Source organism: Paenibacillus sp. ICGEB2008, assembly GCF_000307675.1.
GTDB lineage: Bacteria > Bacillota > Bacilli > Paenibacillales > Paenibacillaceae > Paenibacillus > Paenibacillus polymyxa.
This window is the reverse complement of sequence record NZ_AMQU01000007.1, coordinates 231380-245928: the sequence shown is the minus strand read 5'-3', so window position 1 is coordinate 245928 and position 14549 is coordinate 231380. Positions and strand designations below refer to the sequence as shown.

14 protein-coding genes are annotated in these 14549 nt (G+C 44.9%); 2 read left to right on the top strand and 12 right to left on the bottom strand.

Annotation, left to right across the window (positions count from 1 at the left end; all coding sequences use genetic code 11):
* Positions 1–56: 56 nt before the first annotated feature.
* The 12 genes from C400_RS0105930 to C400_RS0105875 all read right to left on the bottom strand — a co-directional run bounded on the left by C400_RS0105930 (position 57) and on the right by C400_RS0105875 (position 12532).
* Positions 57–1088, bottom strand: coding sequence for an ATP-grasp domain-containing protein (locus C400_RS0105930; protein WP_017426309.1), 1032 nt, complete (start codon positions 1086–1088; stop codon positions 57–59).
* Positions 1089–1113: 25 nt separating this feature from the next.
* Complete coding sequence (locus C400_RS0105925) at positions 1114–1941, bottom strand: HAD family hydrolase (protein WP_017426308.1); 828 nt, start codon at positions 1939–1941, stop codon at positions 1114–1116.
* Entirely contained in the window at positions 1938–3089 is a 1152-nt protein-coding gene (locus C400_RS0105920; protein ID WP_017426307.1) for a cysteine protease StiP family protein, read from the bottom strand. Before C400_RS0105920 ends, C400_RS0105925 begins: the two co-directional genes overlap by 4 nt.
* Positions 3086–4564 (bottom strand): phosphoribosyltransferase family protein, encoded by a 1479-nt coding sequence (locus C400_RS0105915; RefSeq protein WP_017426306.1) that lies wholly within the window; start codon positions 4562–4564, stop codon positions 3086–3088. Before C400_RS0105915 ends, C400_RS0105920 begins: the two co-directional genes overlap by 4 nt.
* The gene (locus C400_RS0105910) at positions 4485–5672 is read right to left on the bottom strand and encodes an HpcH/HpaI aldolase/citrate lyase family protein (protein WP_017426305.1); all 1188 of its coding nucleotides are present in this window, start codon (positions 5670–5672) and stop codon (positions 4485–4487) included. Before C400_RS0105910 ends, C400_RS0105915 begins: the two co-directional genes overlap by 80 nt.
* 167 nt (positions 5673–5839) lie before the next feature.
* A complete protein-coding gene (locus C400_RS0105905) occupies positions 5840–6574 on the bottom strand; it encodes a TerC family protein (RefSeq protein WP_013369621.1) in 735 nt (244 codons plus the stop codon).
* Positions 6575–6600: 26 nt separating this feature from the next.
* Positions 6601–7866: a TerD family protein gene (locus tag C400_RS0105900; protein ID WP_017426304.1), complete on the bottom strand. Its 1266-nt coding sequence runs from the start codon at positions 7864–7866 to the stop codon at positions 6601–6603.
* Between the two features lie 102 nt (positions 7867–7968).
* Positions 7969–8550, bottom strand: a complete 582-nt coding sequence (locus C400_RS0105895; protein WP_013369619.1) for a TerD family protein — start codon at positions 8548–8550, stop codon at positions 7969–7971.
* A 31-nt stretch (positions 8551–8581) separates the two neighbouring features.
* Positions 8582–9157: a TerD family protein gene (locus tag C400_RS0105890; protein WP_016821472.1), complete on the bottom strand. Its 576-nt coding sequence runs from the start codon at positions 9155–9157 to the stop codon at positions 8582–8584.
* A 46-nt stretch (positions 9158–9203) separates the two neighbouring features.
* Entirely contained in the window at positions 9204–9797 is a 594-nt protein-coding gene (locus tag C400_RS0105885) for a TerD family protein (protein ID WP_017426303.1), read from the bottom strand.
* Between the two features lie 28 nt (positions 9798–9825).
* Entirely contained in the window at positions 9826–10272 is a 447-nt protein-coding gene (locus C400_RS0105880; RefSeq protein ID WP_017426302.1) for a tellurite resistance TerB family protein, read from the bottom strand.
* A 490-nt stretch (positions 10273–10762) separates the two neighbouring features.
* Positions 10763–12532 (bottom strand): hybrid sensor histidine kinase/response regulator transcription factor, encoded by a 1770-nt coding sequence (locus C400_RS0105875; protein ID WP_232795321.1) that lies wholly within the window; start codon positions 12530–12532, stop codon positions 10763–10765.
* A 161-nt stretch (positions 12533–12693) separates the two neighbouring features.
* On the opposite strand from C400_RS0105875, the gene C400_RS0105870 reads away from it, so the two are divergent.
* Both C400_RS0105870 and C400_RS0105865 read left to right on the top strand, forming a co-directional pair.
* Positions 12694–13605 (top strand): ABC transporter ATP-binding protein, encoded by a 912-nt coding sequence (locus C400_RS0105870; RefSeq protein ID WP_017426300.1) that lies wholly within the window; start codon positions 12694–12696, stop codon positions 13603–13605.
* Complete coding sequence (locus C400_RS0105865; protein ID WP_017426299.1) at positions 13602–14537, top strand: ABC transporter permease; 936 nt, start codon at positions 13602–13604, stop codon at positions 14535–14537. The genes C400_RS0105870 and C400_RS0105865 overlap by 4 nt, the downstream gene beginning before the upstream one ends.
* Positions 14538–14549: the final 12 nt, after the last annotated feature.

The window sequence follows — 14549 nt, the reverse complement described above, 5'->3', positions numbered from 1 at the left end:
CTTATACCTCCTGACGTAAACCCTTACCATATTGTAGAAAACAATATTTGCCTATGTCAATGTAAGGATTTGCGTATCGTGATTGGCTGCTCGATATGACTGGCTAGAATGTCGTATTGCGGGTGTAGTGGACCGATTTCATAACCCAAAGCCGATTTCACCGCCAGATAAGGAAAATTGATACCTGACAAGCACGATACATGAAGTCCTCCAGACATCCGCGGATTGATCTCTAGCAACTTGGCCTGCTCGCCGTTATATTTCACTTGAATGTTATAATTGTACGGAATGTGATACGCCTCAGCGACCTTCTCTGCCACCTTCAACAGCTCAGGATGCTGCTCCAGCAGCCGTAATCGTCCTCCTGCCTTCCTACGCGGAACAGCTGCTAACAATTTTCCGTTTCGGTCAGCCAAGCAGTCGATACTGTATTCGTATCCCTCCAGCAGTTCCATCACCATCAAATTGGGAAACGTCTCTGTGGAAGACAATACGCGATAGGCCTCCTCGAACGAAATATGATTCAGTGCATGGCCGAACAGTTCCTCCAGCGGATCACGTTTATTATCAATGATACGAAAGCCCATTCCACCTTCTGCATTACATGGCTTGAAACACACCTTGTGCCCAAGCGCTATTAATGACTCGTAAGCCTGTTTAAACTGCTCGGCATTACTGGCAATGGCATAATCGGGAATGGTGACAATATCCTTTTGACGAATAGATTCATAAAAAAGATCCTTCTCCATCAATTGCTCCAGCAGTTCGGTATCCCGGCACACCATTACTTCTGTACCAATATCGTCGAACAAATAAAGATGCTTGCTAATATCGAGCATATTCCACCGCGGAATAAAGATATCAATTTCATGGCGTCTGCAAAAATCAGCACAAAACTGTGCATACTCCACACCGCTCGTGCGCGGCTCAACTTCAGCTACATCACTGGCCTGTAGTGCCATGTGCTGCGGATCAGAGTGTGTGGCATAGATCTCGAACGGAATACCGTCCTCATTGTTACGAATAGCATTCATATAATGATACACCACCGAAAACCAGCGGTTAAAATACACTTTCACCTTCTTCACAGCGCCACGTCCCCTATTAGTTTAATCATGAAGTACGAGCCGCTGACACGCTCCCGTGCACTTCATAGACATATTCCATAATTTCATCCGCTGCATAAACCCCCGACACTTCCGTAAATCGGTAATTGACCTCCAGCTTATCCCGCAGCTGTTCCCGGTACAATTCACCATGACGCGGGGCGATCGCATAGTCGGCATAATCAAGCAGACAACGGTCCAGTAAAGAGTCACCGGATGCAACCACAACTCCCCCATTGGTGAGGTTACGGATATGCGCCACGGCTGCCTGTTTATTCACGGCCGCAGGCACCAGATATACTTTGCGCCCTTGAATGGATACCTCCCAGCCCATTTCATGCATCATCCGCCCCTTCTCCAGCACCTGTTCCAGCGGCATCCGATCCCGTTCAATTACAAAAGCATAAAATAGTTCATCGCAAAAACGCTCGTTTACGACCCAGTCTTCATGAAGAACCTGTCCGAACACCTGGCGTGCCTCTTCCGCATGAGCACCATCGCGGCGTACTTGTTCGTGAATACGTCGATTCCACTCTCGGTCCACCTCGCCTCCGACAATGATGTTTCCGCCATTACTCGTCACGGCATAGGCGGGAACCAGCTCCGTCTGAAACACGGTGATTCGTCTATACTGTTCCATGGTCCGAGTTGTCACAGGCATAAACATGACATCAGCCGGTAGTGTCTTGAGCCATTGCAAAGCTTGTGCAGAAATAAAGGCCGACGTCGCCCCATCGATCTGTTCCGCAGGCAACAGACCAGGGGACTCCAGCGGTACACCAAGCGAGCGTTTGGAGTAAATCAGCGTCTGATCCAGGTCACTGGCGTAGATCATTCTTGTCCCCCCTTGAGCGGCTTGATGATTCCGCAACAGGAATAGGTCAATCCTTCAAATACCTCAACAGGCACTCCACGATCCTTGGCCAGCAGCATAATATGCTGAAGATTCGGATTATCTTCACGGTCAATCAGAATTTTCCATGGCACCCTGCGGAGCAGTACGCGAGTCGTCTCCCCCACTCCCGGCTTGACCAGATTAATATCCCGAATCCCAAATGCCTGCTGAATCGCCTCAATATCCCGTAAGCCCTGCCACGTCACGACAGGCGGATTCAATGTCATCTGTTCCGCATAGGCAGCCGCCGTTTCAGCCACGGCTTGAAAATAACCGGACACCGTATCCACAAACGTATTGGATTGATCCACCGACCGCCAGGATTCATAAAATTTAGCCCCATGAAAATCGTCCGGACCTATCAGATCATCGCGTAATACCGTCCGGCTCATCAGACCTGATACGGTTGAATTCAGACAAGCGCTCGGGATCAAATAATCTTCTCGTGTACCAAAGGTCTCCGAGCAGCTGCCCGGATCGGCCAGCACCGCCAGATCATCATTTAGGCGCAGCCCGTAATCTGCATTCATCTCACGGCAGGCCTCGATCAACACCTGACGAATGGCGCCTTTCCCCGTCCAGCCATCGACAAACTGAAGTTCAATCCCCAGCCCATGCTGCTGTAGAATGTACAAAATAGCATTCCGGTCAATGCCTTTGCCACGAATAATAGAAATACTGTAATGCGGCAAGGATACGCCATATTTCCAGTCAATATAACGCTTGATCAGGATACCAATAGGCGTCCCTGCTCTGGCAAGAGAAACAATCGCCGTGTTCAATCCTCTTTTTCTCACAATCATCTCAGCCACAGAAGCTGCCGCTAATGCAACCTTTTCGGCAGATTGGGCAAGCGTGTCGTGAAACAATCCAATATACTCTGCTGTGGGCTGGTATTCCACTGGCAGCATTTCTGAATAATGGACGCCTGACTGTATCGCTTCTTCCCGATCCTCCGTCCCTTTTTCCAACGCAACCCGGCTCAAATCCTTTAATAAAAAAGTGACATCCGAGGCAGGATAACTGCCTAGCGGTACGGGCGGATGAATGTTCTTCTGCTGTATTTGCTCCATAAGTGCTTGCTTCATATCCGCGCTCCTTTACTCTCCTGCCTAGTTAAACCATTAAAATAAACGACATGCACTTTATCACAACCCAGACGGCTCAATGCCTCCAACATGGGCTTCATTCGCTCTGGGTCCGACTCTCTTTCCAGCAAAACGAATATTTCGTCATACTGACCTGGCTCTACATTATAAATAAAATTGCGTACCGTACTGTCCTCAGGTGAGGGATAGGTCACACCACTTGCGACGCCATACCCTTCTTCTCTATGGGGATACACCGGGCTGCGTGTGGTGGACTGATAATATACGTTCGGGCCTAACTCCGCTGCAATCCGCATTGGAATGTACATGAATTCCCCCGTACCCATTACCAGTGTTCGTTGTCCTGAACGAAGTTGGTTCAGTCGTTCAGCTGTGTACGCGATTTCTGCATCCAGCGCTGAGTTGTCAGCGGATTGTAGACCAAACCGGCCAGTATATTTAAGATAAGGAGCTGTATTGGCGTACCCGTCGGTAGATATGGAGGTGTGTGATATCCGCTCAAAAGCGGAAGCATCCTCTTCAAAACAGCGGGCAATTGTTCCAGACAAATCCTTATTAATCTCTGCGCTGCTAGTGGCTGCATGCTCTGCGTTCCCGGCCTGTCCGGCATATTCTGTGTGGTCCAGTATCGGTGCTCCCTGTATTTCTATCTTTCCTTTGAGCAAACTTAGAGGCGTAATCCTAATACCTAGCTCAGCTTCCAGATCGGCAAAAGCCTGCTCATCGCTGTCTGTCCGCCAGTCCAATAACGAAGCTATCACATATTGTTTGCGCGGAAAATGCTCCTGAATATCCCGTATAATATTAAGCGTTGTTTTTCCTGTCGTAATCTCATCATCTACCAGCACAATGGGTTCATCTCCAGCAAAAGCATCCTCATTCAGTGCATAACAACGATGATCAACAGCATGAGAATGCTCTTCTTCAAACCGAATAATAGGCCGAAGGCCCGGAATATCCTCGCGTGTCGTATGAATATACGTGGCACCGCCATCAAACAACCGATACATGCTGTGTCCCAGTGCTGTAGCGGTCTCGGCAAAACCAACAAATTTAATCGGTTCTGGAAAAGAAAAAGCCAAACGCTCATCCATCAGCTTTTGATAAGCCTTTTTTGCATAATTCGGGTCAAGGAGTCCTCTCACGGCCTCTCCAATCAGTTTATCCATCTGTTGTCCTGACTGTGGGACAAGCTCTTTATATAGCAGGATCGCCAGTGCCGCCCCACTTAACAGAGAGGTGTATGGATTTACCGGAATATGCTTGCCCAGCACCTTGCTGACAAACAAAAACGAACGCTTTTTGTTGACCCGTGCCGCCATTGCAAACAGCTTGTCCACAGGAAGACGGAATGGATTATGAGTCTCCGTAATTTTAACGCTGAACTGCTCCAGAATTGGCAGCAGATGTGTTTTCGTGGTTGGGTAAGAGACTGACAAAATGTTGTTGTTCATGTAACACCCCGTATACTTTAGATCTATTTATAATACGATAAGCCCAATTCAAATGAGGCTTAATTTCATTCATTTTGTTGGCATAGGTGCTCTTGAATACACCTAGGCTACCGTCGTTACGTTCAACAATTTCAAGTGCATCCATATACTCTTCATGGGTCACCGCATACATGGCCTGTACCGGCTTAATGTGGGACGGGTGAATGATCGTTTTGCCAATAATCCCATTCTCTTTATCCATCATGACTTCGCGAATCAGTCCGTCCACTGCATCTGAGATGAAGTCCATTCGCAAGTGGCGTCCCGGCTTCCCAAATGCGTCTTCGAAGGGCGATACTCTTAATTGAGGTTTAAAGATACGTTCTCGGTGAGAGAAATACTCCCATACAGGACCGGAAACAACATAATCCGAGTCCACGCGTCCGAACAAGTTAATAATATCTGCGATGCAATCCCGAATGACGGCAATTTCATAAATCGTAATATCCGGGCTGCGTCTCAGCCCATACAGACTGGAGAAATCGGTGGCCCCAATTCGTACATTCAGCACATATTCCTGAACCTCGTCCAAAATTTCTTTAATCGCCAGCAGTTCTTTCCAACGAGTTTCCCGATAAATAATTTTAGAGCTTTCGAGAATCGGCAATCCATACAACACAGGCGTACGGCTTGCGTCTCCTGCCCCTGTATGCATAGTCCGGTTATATTCAGCAATGAGTGCAAAATACGCCCGTCCATTATCAGAAGAGAACTTGGGGAGGACAAAGCCCGTGAGCAGCGCCAGGGTTTCTCCCAAACTGTTCAGCAGTCGTTCCAGCTGTTCCACAGAGCGCACACGTACAAACAGCAAAGGTAATTGCTGTTCACTCATCATCCCTGTCCGTACATAGGACAATAGTAGAAGCAGTTGCTGTGCCAGCGATTCTTCGGCCTGTTCGACCTGCTGATCCCCTATAGCATCCTCCAAGTCCAGAATGACTGTGGTTAGTCCTTCATGCTTTCCATTTTTGATCTCTTGCGCTACTTCCGAGCGGGTTGCCGGCATGTACAAAGCCGCTCCTATGGCATAAGCCAATATATTTTTGGGTGAACGGTTATGAAACTCCATCGGTGGAGTACAGAAGATCGCTTCTACTTCCTCAGAGGTTAAATCATTAAAATATTTCAGGGCCCTTCCCCTCCTCTTGCTCTATCTCGCCTGACTGAAGCCCTGTGCCTCGGGTATAAAAGAAATCCCCCCTTAGTTTCAGGAGGGATTTCGCTATACTTTGTACATTAAGCCTCTTTGTCGGCCTTTTTCTTTCTTTTCGCCGAGCTAAGAATCATTGTGCCTACAAAGACGGCAATCAAAATGCCGAAGAATAATACTTGCGACATATGAAAGCCAAAAGCAGCAGCCAACATTTTACCCCCAATAATGGCGATCATAATAAAGGCTGTCTGTTCCAGTTCCGGAAATTTATCAATGAGCTTGAGGAACACTTGTGCAACACCACGCATCATCAGAACGCCGAGTATACCACCCAGGAACAGAACCCATACTTTCTCGCTCACACCAAAAGCGGCAATGACACTGTCAATACTGAAGGCAATATCCATCAGTTCGACCATTAATACGGTTTTCCAGAAAGAAGTAGGTTTGTTTTTCACTTCCCCATCACCCTCGGACTTGAATAAGCCCTTGTAAGCGATGTAGAGCAGATAAGCCGCACCCAGCACCTTAATCAGCGTGAACTTAATCAGGAAGGTACCCAAGCCGATGGCCAGAAACCTGAATATATACGCACCTAAAATCCCGTAAAATAAGGCTCTCTTCTGCTGCTCTTTTGGTAAATGCTTAACCATAACTGCGAGAACCAAGGCGTTATCCGCCGACAAAAGACCTTCCAGCAAAATGAGAGTTCCAATAATCCCCCAACTCACCGGGTCAGTAAGCGTACCTACCACATCACTCCATGAAAAGAAATGCCCGTAGTTCTCGCTGATATTTTTAAATAAATCATTCAACATGAAAAGAGTGCCTCCGATAATTCAATTTATTTACTACCCTGCGTCCAGCGCATGCCCCAGTTATATGCCTGATCCATTTCACGATGACCGCCATAAAACTGTACGAGTCTCTCAATACTAAACGTTTCATCGTTCACATTTTGGATCATTGCAATCGCACACATCCCTTTGCGATTGTCATGTTCATTCATATGAACGATAATGTCTGGCCCGTCCTTCTGGTACAGCGTGACTACCCCGTCTGCTTGTGACCAGTTCGTGACTCCTTCATAAATGAAGGTAAACACCAAAATTCGCTTAATTTCAGAAATTTTAGCCCCATTAATACGGAGATTTTCCCCTGTTTTCACAGAGCCCGTACGGTCGTCACCATCCAGAGCAATGTACGGGAAGCGATTTAGAGAACCGAAAACTTCCCCAAGCGCCTGAACGACACCTTTATCCCCGTTCTTCATCTCATACAAGCAGCCCAGATCCAGATCGACACCCTTGGAGCCACGACTGAAAAAGCCTTTGCTCTGCTGTACCTGATTCCAGTTCAGATTGATTAGGATTTCACCTAATCCGCCTGAGCCCTTTTTCAGATTAATGGTGTCGCCCTTTTTCTTCAGCTCAATTTTCCGCAGATTCAGATTTACCGGAGTTGCAGATGGCTCTGGCTTTGGAACAGGAGGTGCAGGCGGCGGTGTGGGTACTGGTCGAGGTGCTGGAGGTGGTGTAGGCACCGGCACCGGAGGGGCCGGATTATTTTCCACTTCAATGCCGAAATTTTCACACAACGCATCCAATCCACCGGAAAAACCTGCGCCTATCGCATTAAATTTCCACTCACCGTTATGGCGGTACAGCTCGCCTATTACAATGGCCGTCTCGACTGTAAAGCCACTATCCAAATTAAATCGTAAAACCTCTCCACTTATCGGATGAGCAAAACGTATAAATCCGCCTTGAACCTGTCCAAAATTTTGCCGTTTCTGATCCGCATCATATATGGTCAGTGTAAACGCAATCTTCTCGATATGGGAAGGTATTCTGGTTAGGTCCAGGGAAAATTGTTTCTTGTCACCAAACTGTTGTCCATCTGAATAGGTGATAAAAGGTGTAGTCGGATTATTGTAAAAGATCAGATCCTCATCGCCTGATACTTTCCCTCCAGGGCCCAGCAAAAATGCAGAAGTATCAAGTTCCAGAGCCGTTGAGGACTCCCAACCGATCCCTATGTTGACATGGCTCAGGCCCGGATTCGTTTTGGTCAAATCCACCTTCTGCCCCTTTACTACGATAACAGCCATGATTGTGTCACCTTTCTGTCCGTTTGTCGTGTTCAGCGTACGCCCTTCAATGGCTTAAAAAGAAAGGGGTAGCGCCCTTTGGACACCACCCCCATGTGGATATTATTGAGCGTCCAAGCCATAGTTTTTAGCAAGCGCACCCAATCCACCAGCAAAACCACTACCGATAGCCTGGAATTTCCAGTCTGCATTGTGACGGTAAAATTCACAGAATACCACAGCTGTTTCGGTGGAGAAATCCTCTCCCAAATCGTAGCGCAACACTTCACGATCCGTTGCCGCATCTACCACACGTACAAAGGCATTGGACACTTGTCCAAAGTTTTGCGCACGTGCCTCATAGTCATAAATCGTAACTGTAATTCCGATACGATGGATATTTGCAGGAATCTTTGCAAAATCAATAATAATTTGCTCGTCATCCCCGTCGCCCTCACCTGTGCGGTTATCGCCTGTATGAGTAACAGCACCCGCTCCACCTGTTGGGTTATTGTAGAATACAAAATCGTCAGCTGCCTTCGCTTTACCATCCTCATATAGCAGGAAAGCCGAAGCATCCAAGTCAAATTCTGCGCCGCCACTATATTTATTGGTATCCCAGCCAAGACCTACGACAACACGAGTCAAGCCTGGATTCGTTTTGGTCAGATCAATACGTTGTCCTTTGGAAAGACTAATCGTCATACTGCATACCTGCCTTCTTTGTGTAGATTTTTTAAGCTAAGCCGTAATCACGTGTCAAGCCCGCAAGACCATCCTGGTAACCGCTGCCAATGGCATTGAACTTCCACTCACCGCTATGGCGATACAGCTCGCCTACCACGACGCCTGTTTCGATCGAAAAATCTTCTCCCAGATCAAAGCGAACCAATTCTTCGTTGTTTGCCTCATTTACGATACGCGCGTAGGCACGGGACACTTGTCCAAAGTTTTGGCTGCGTTCTTGTGCATCATAGATCGTAATCGTAAAAGCGATTTTTTCTACGTTAGCAGGTACATTGCTCAGATCAACTTTAATTTGCTCGTCATCTCCGTCACCTTCACCTGTGCGGTTATCTCCGGTATGAACGACAGAACCGTTCTCGTTTTGTGGATTATTAAAGAAGACGAAGTTCTTTTCCGTTTCCACTTTGCCGTCCGCATTCGCCAAAAATACGGATACGTCCAAGTCAAAATCTTTACCGCCATCGTACTTATTGGTGTCCCAGCCGAGACCAACCGTGATTTTGGACAAGCCTGGGTTTGTTTTCGTCAAATCGATTTTTTGACCTTTAGATAAGTTAATTGCCATGAGTAAGTACCCCGTTTCTCATTAGTTTTGTATGAGCAATCTAAAATTACATATAACGCTGAGCCAGCACATCAATATGTACGGCATGGGTGCCTGCACCGATTGCAGCAAACTTCCATTCGTCGTTATGGCGATAGAGTTCTCCGCAGATCAGTGCAGTCATTCCCTCAAAATTATCAGATAAATTAAACGTCACCAGTTCCTTAGAATTAGCACCGTCCAGAATGCGGATATACGCTTTCTCGATCATGCCGAAATCCTGTTTCCGGTTTACGCAATCATATATATTCACAACAACAAGCACTTTATCGACATTGGCCGGAATCCGTGCCAGGTCAATCATAATTTGTTCATCATCGCCGTCACCTTCTCCGGTCAGATTATCACCGGAATGCACGACTGAGCCGCACGGGCTTTTTTTATTATGGAAGCATACTACATTGTCAGATTGAGTTAGTTTCCCGTTGGCATCCAGCAAAATGGCAGAAGCATCACAATCAATATTGGGTTGCTTCTTGAAACCAAAAAATCCTTTGGACTGCACGGGGTCCCATCCCAATCCGGCTATAACCTTGGTTAGTCCTGTGTTTCCCTTGGTCAAATCAATTTTCTGGCCCTTGACCAGATTAATTACAGCCACTGATTAACACACCTCCCTTCCATAAAATTTACAGACTAAATTCAGACGGATTCAAACCAAGCGCACCACAAATCTCAGCAACAATCCGTTGCTCATTGGCATCAAAGTCACCGTCAGCTGCACCAATGGCACTGCATACGCCGACGACAAGTCGACCTACTTCAGGCTTGCCTTTCAATTTACTAATCGCTTTCAATGCTTCCTGTTTGCCGATTTCAGGTGAAAATTCAAAGTTTGCTACATAGTGATTGAAACGGTTGATGACCTCACCCATATCAAACACTTTCAATTCCTCACTGATATTTATGTATCCGGCCATTTTTGTTTTTTCTTCCGGACTAATAGTACCGTCTGCAAATGCCACTAATGCACAACCTGCAACAACAGCTTCCATAAAATCTTTGTTCTTAAATTTCTTAACCTGGTCGCCCAGTCCTTTTTTAGTTGTATTCAACCAATTTTTAAATGTACTCATATTTCCCTCCACAATTACGTATTTGGGTATAATCTATCCTAGTTAATTTCTTCCTTTACTATAACCTGAATTACGATCTTATTCTACAATAATATACAAAAATGCGGTAAATCCGATCTACCTTTTGTAGGTATCCTCTCTATCTTTAGCCCTATATTCTGTCGAAAGTATCTCTTCCATTATCACCCATTTGATAGCGCAAATGCAAGTTTGTAGAATGGTAGACTTCTATGGATATGCAACAAAATACAGTTGCTATTCTACATATACGGTTTTGCTAAGGTAAACGTTGCACATACTTGCGGATCACAGCATACAAAAATAGCGTCGACCAAATTTAGGACGACGCTATTTTCACTTCAATCTATTAGGTTCGGTCGTATATAGCTACTCTTTTAATTCCGAAGCTGAAAACCTCTATCTAATGTAGGATATCTCTTTCACGTTGTTTAAACAAGTGACACACGCAGTCTACCCATCTTGCATTTTATTAATAGTCTGTAAGCAACTCTGTTTTAGCTTTTTCAATTGCTTCGTCACGGCTCTGCACTTGCATTTTTGAGTATATGGTCGAAATATAGTTTCGAACCGTTCCTTCAGACAAGTGAACCTTGCTTGCAATTGCTTTATAACGGTGTCCTTCAGTTAAACAATGCAGAATTTCCAACTCCCGCTCTGTCAGTCCATAAGGATTCTTCATCGTCCCTGTCATTTGCTGAAACAATGTACTTGCTACTTCTTGGGTTATCATCGTTCCTCCGTGATGCACTAGCCGTATTGTATTAGCCAGCTCTCTTGGATCAATTGATTTTAGTACATAACCTTCAGCACCCAAAGCAAGTGATTTCGTAGCATACGAAATGTCATCAAAGGTGGTGATCATAATTACACGTGTGTTAGGCCAGCTTTCTTTAATTAGCTTCGTCGCAGTAATACCGTCCATCTGGGGCATATGTACATCCATTAATACAACGTCTGGCGGGTCGCTGGCACATTGATCTACAGCAACGTTTCCGTCTTCCGCCGTTTGAATTCGAAAATCAGGTTCGTTTTTGAGCAACAGGCCTAAACTGTCCCGAATGAGTAGTTGATCATCCACCAACAATACCTTGATCTCTGGATTACTAACATCTGTATCCTGAAGCAATGGTATAGAACAGGTCACAATCGTTCCTTCGCCTTCTTTGGAATGAAGGTATAGCTTGCCTTGAAGAGACGAAAGCCGCTCTTTCATTCCTGAAAGACCAAACCCGAACTTAATTTCGTCACTTCCCTTCCCATTGTCCTGCACCTGCAAAATGATCTGGTTACGGTCGTAGTGAAGAAGCACCTGAATAGAATTGGCATGCCCATGTCGGCTGGCATTAGTCAATAATTCTTGTAAACAGCGGTATAAGGTCAGTTTTGACTGTTTTATGACAGGAAGCGGCTCCCCCATCGTTCTGAACACAACTCGAATGGCAGTATTCTTTTTAAATTCATTAATGATATTTAGCAAGGATAGATCCAAAGATGGATCCTCCTCCATAGGGTCCATCTGATGAACTTGCTTTCGGATATCTTCGAGCCCTGTGCGACCAAGTTGAAGAACAGACTGCAATCTTTCAGTCCCCTCTTCAGAAGAGATATAAGGACGTAATGTTTCCATACCTAAGATAATGGAAGTGAATGTATGACCAATCGAGTCATGCAGCTCGCGAGCCATGCGGTATCTTTCTTCCAATAGTGTCATTTGTTCAACCTGAGTCGAATACTGCTCCAGGGTTTGATACTGCTTTTTTATTAATTCGAGTTTTTGTTTGATCCGATCTATAGAACGAAATGCCATTTGTAATCCGAAACCAATACCGTATACAAACGAAGCATCCACTAGGTTCTGGAATACGTCTTCTATCGTCCAATGAAACGCCCCTCTTCCTCCCAGGCAAAACATCACCAACGCAAGAGGAAAAGTTACCGCATGTGAACGGCCACGGCTATAAAACGAAATCGTAAAAACAGCTGGCAGAAATAGTCGGACAAGCTCATATTGATGAGCAAATAGCAAAGAAATTCCACCCACTAGAAATACTTCCGCCAACAAATACCAGCGGTAATGAATTCGATCAATGAACAAAGGTATTGAATAGCAAACGAGAACAGAGATAAATACAACAGTGAAAGGGAAAGATGGGCGGTCTTGATACGATAGCAAAACAAAGCAAATCAACCACAAGATTCGGAATACAGCAACAATCCATTCCTGCCAAGACCAGCGCATATTGCATCCAAGCATGTAAGTACCCCATTCTTCTTAAATTAAGGTAATTTTTTCAATCTTTTCACATCATAACAAGGTCATGACATTTTGTCACTAGGGAGTATGACTGCACTCCTGATACTTTATAGACAATCAAACTGTTGGCGGGGAGGGAATCGTTGTTGTCACTATTACAGATTCGTAATTTAAGTAAAAAGATTGGAAAGAAAACCATTGTTGAAGGACTGTCCTTGGATGTAAAGGCGGGGGAAATCATGGGTCTTGTTGGCCCAAATGGAGCGGGCAAGACGACCACTATTCGGATGATCGTGGGGTTAAGTTCAAAATCGGGAGGCCAGGTATTTATCCACGGCCAAGATATTGATCGCTCCTTTGAAAAGGCAATGAGACATGTTGGAGTTATCGTCGAAAATCCAGATCTGTACAAATATTTATCCGGCTATGACAATCTGATTCATTTCTCAAGAATGTCTCCAGGGGTTTCTTCGGAACGTATTCAGGAAGTAATCTCGCTCGTCGGACTTGAGGACAGCATTGATAAGAAAGTGGGAACTTACTCTCTAGGAATGAAGCAGCGACTGGGATTAGCCGTTGTACTGGCCCATAAGCCTTCCTTACTTGTGCTTGATGAGCCTACCAATGGTTTAGACCCAGCAGGAATAAGAGAACTTCGGGAACATTTAATCAATCTGTCTCAAAAAGAAGGCGTTGGTGTTCTTATTTCTAGCCATCTTATGGCTGAAATGGAACTGATGTGTGATCAGGTAGCGATTTTAAATAAGGGAAAACTGATTGGTATCCATAATGTAGCTGAGATGATGGATAATCGGCTTGCTCCTGTTCGGTTTGAAGTAGACAGACCCGAATTGGCTCTTCCTGTATTCCAGTCCATGCTGGCGGGGAAAGAAATTATTGCAGATCAACAAACTCTACAAGTTGACATTACAAAGGATCAAATTCCGGGTATTACAAAGAAACTTATGGATACGGGGGTGAACATATACAGCGTTCAGATTACGAAACAGACACTGGAGGATAAATTCATTGAAATCACAGGGGGAATTGAAAAGTGATTCAGTTAATTCGTAATGAAAACATGAAGATTTATAAGCGTAAACGTACCTGGCTTATCATCATACTGCTTATTTTGTATGTATTAATCCAGATGGCTAATTTAAAAAGTTCTGGTATGACTGAGTACAATGAAGGATGGAAAACACTCTTACAGCATGAAAATTCAAAGCTAACGAGAGATGCAGCAAAGTCAGACGCTCTACCCATTGAGAAAAAAATGGCAGCAGAAAAAATTTTGATGAATCAGTATTATTTGGACCATAACATCGCTCCTCAATCCAATGCTTGGAGTTTTACAGTGAGCCAATCCAGAAATTTAATTGTAGGTATCTCTCTTTTAGCTCTTATCGTGGCTGGCGATATTGTAGCCTCTGAGTTTTCTGCCGGTACAATCAAATTTTTACTGACACGTTCAGCTACACGCTCAAAAATTTATTTTTCTAAATATATTGCAACTCTCTTGTTTGGAATATTTTTGGTTTTGCTTACTTTTCTGGCTGCCATATTTTTCGGTGGATTAATGTTTGGCTTTAAGGGGATCGGCGATCCCTACTTCTTCGTCAAGGATCAAACCATTCAGCAGGCAGATATGATTCAAGCCTTGTTAGGAGGGTTTTTATTTAATATACCTTTTATGGTTATCGTGTTGACATTTGCATTTATGATTTCTGCAGCATTTCGCAGTGTTACATTTTCTATTGTGTTCTCTATGCTGGCAGCTATAGCAGGATTCGTCCTGAGTATCACCATGAATGGATGGCCTTGGACAAAATACTTTGTGTTTTCCAGTACAGATCTCAATCCTTATTTTTTTGGAACGACGCCAGTGGAAGGAATGACCTTGGGCTTCTCACTGTTCCTCCTTCTACTTCATCTGGTCGCTATGCATCTCGTTTCATATCCTATTTTTACAAAACGGGATGTAATCTAAATCTATACTAAC

What these genes read in the sequence shown, in the direction of transcription:
- C400_RS0105925 (WP_017426308.1), bottom strand. Translation starts at nt 1,941, where the DNA reads ATGATCTACGCCAGTGACCTGGATCAGACGCTGATTTACTCCAAACGC.
- C400_RS0105920 (WP_017426307.1), bottom strand. Translation starts at nt 3,089, where the DNA reads ATGAAGCAAGCACTTATGGAGCAAATACAGCAGAAGAACATTCATCCG.
- C400_RS0105915 (WP_017426306.1), bottom strand. Translation starts at nt 4,564, where the DNA reads ATGAACAACAACATTTTGTCAGTCTCTTACCCAACCACGAAAACACAT.
- C400_RS0105910 (WP_017426305.1), bottom strand. Translation starts at nt 5,672, where the DNA reads ATGGAGTTTCATAACCGTTCACCCAAAAATATATTGGCTTATGCCATA.
- C400_RS0105905 (WP_013369621.1), bottom strand. Translation starts at nt 6,574, where the DNA reads ATGTTGAATGATTTATTTAAAAATATCAGCGAGAACTACGGGCATTTC.
- C400_RS0105900 (WP_017426304.1), bottom strand. Translation starts at nt 7,866, where the DNA reads ATGGCTGTTATCGTAGTAAAGGGGCAGAAGGTGGATTTGACCAAAACG.
- C400_RS0105895 (WP_013369619.1), bottom strand. Translation starts at nt 8,550, where the DNA reads ATGACGATTAGTCTTTCCAAAGGACAACGTATTGATCTGACCAAAACG.
- C400_RS0105890 (WP_016821472.1), bottom strand. Translation starts at nt 9,157, where the DNA reads ATGGCAATTAACTTATCTAAAGGTCAAAAAATCGATTTGACGAAAACA.
- C400_RS0105880 (WP_017426302.1), bottom strand. Translation starts at nt 10,272, where the DNA reads ATGAGTACATTTAAAAATTGGTTGAATACAACTAAAAAAGGACTGGGC.
- C400_RS0105875 (WP_232795321.1), bottom strand. Translation starts at nt 12,532, where the DNA reads ATGCGCTGGTCTTGGCAGGAATGGATTGTTGCTGTATTCCGAATCTTG.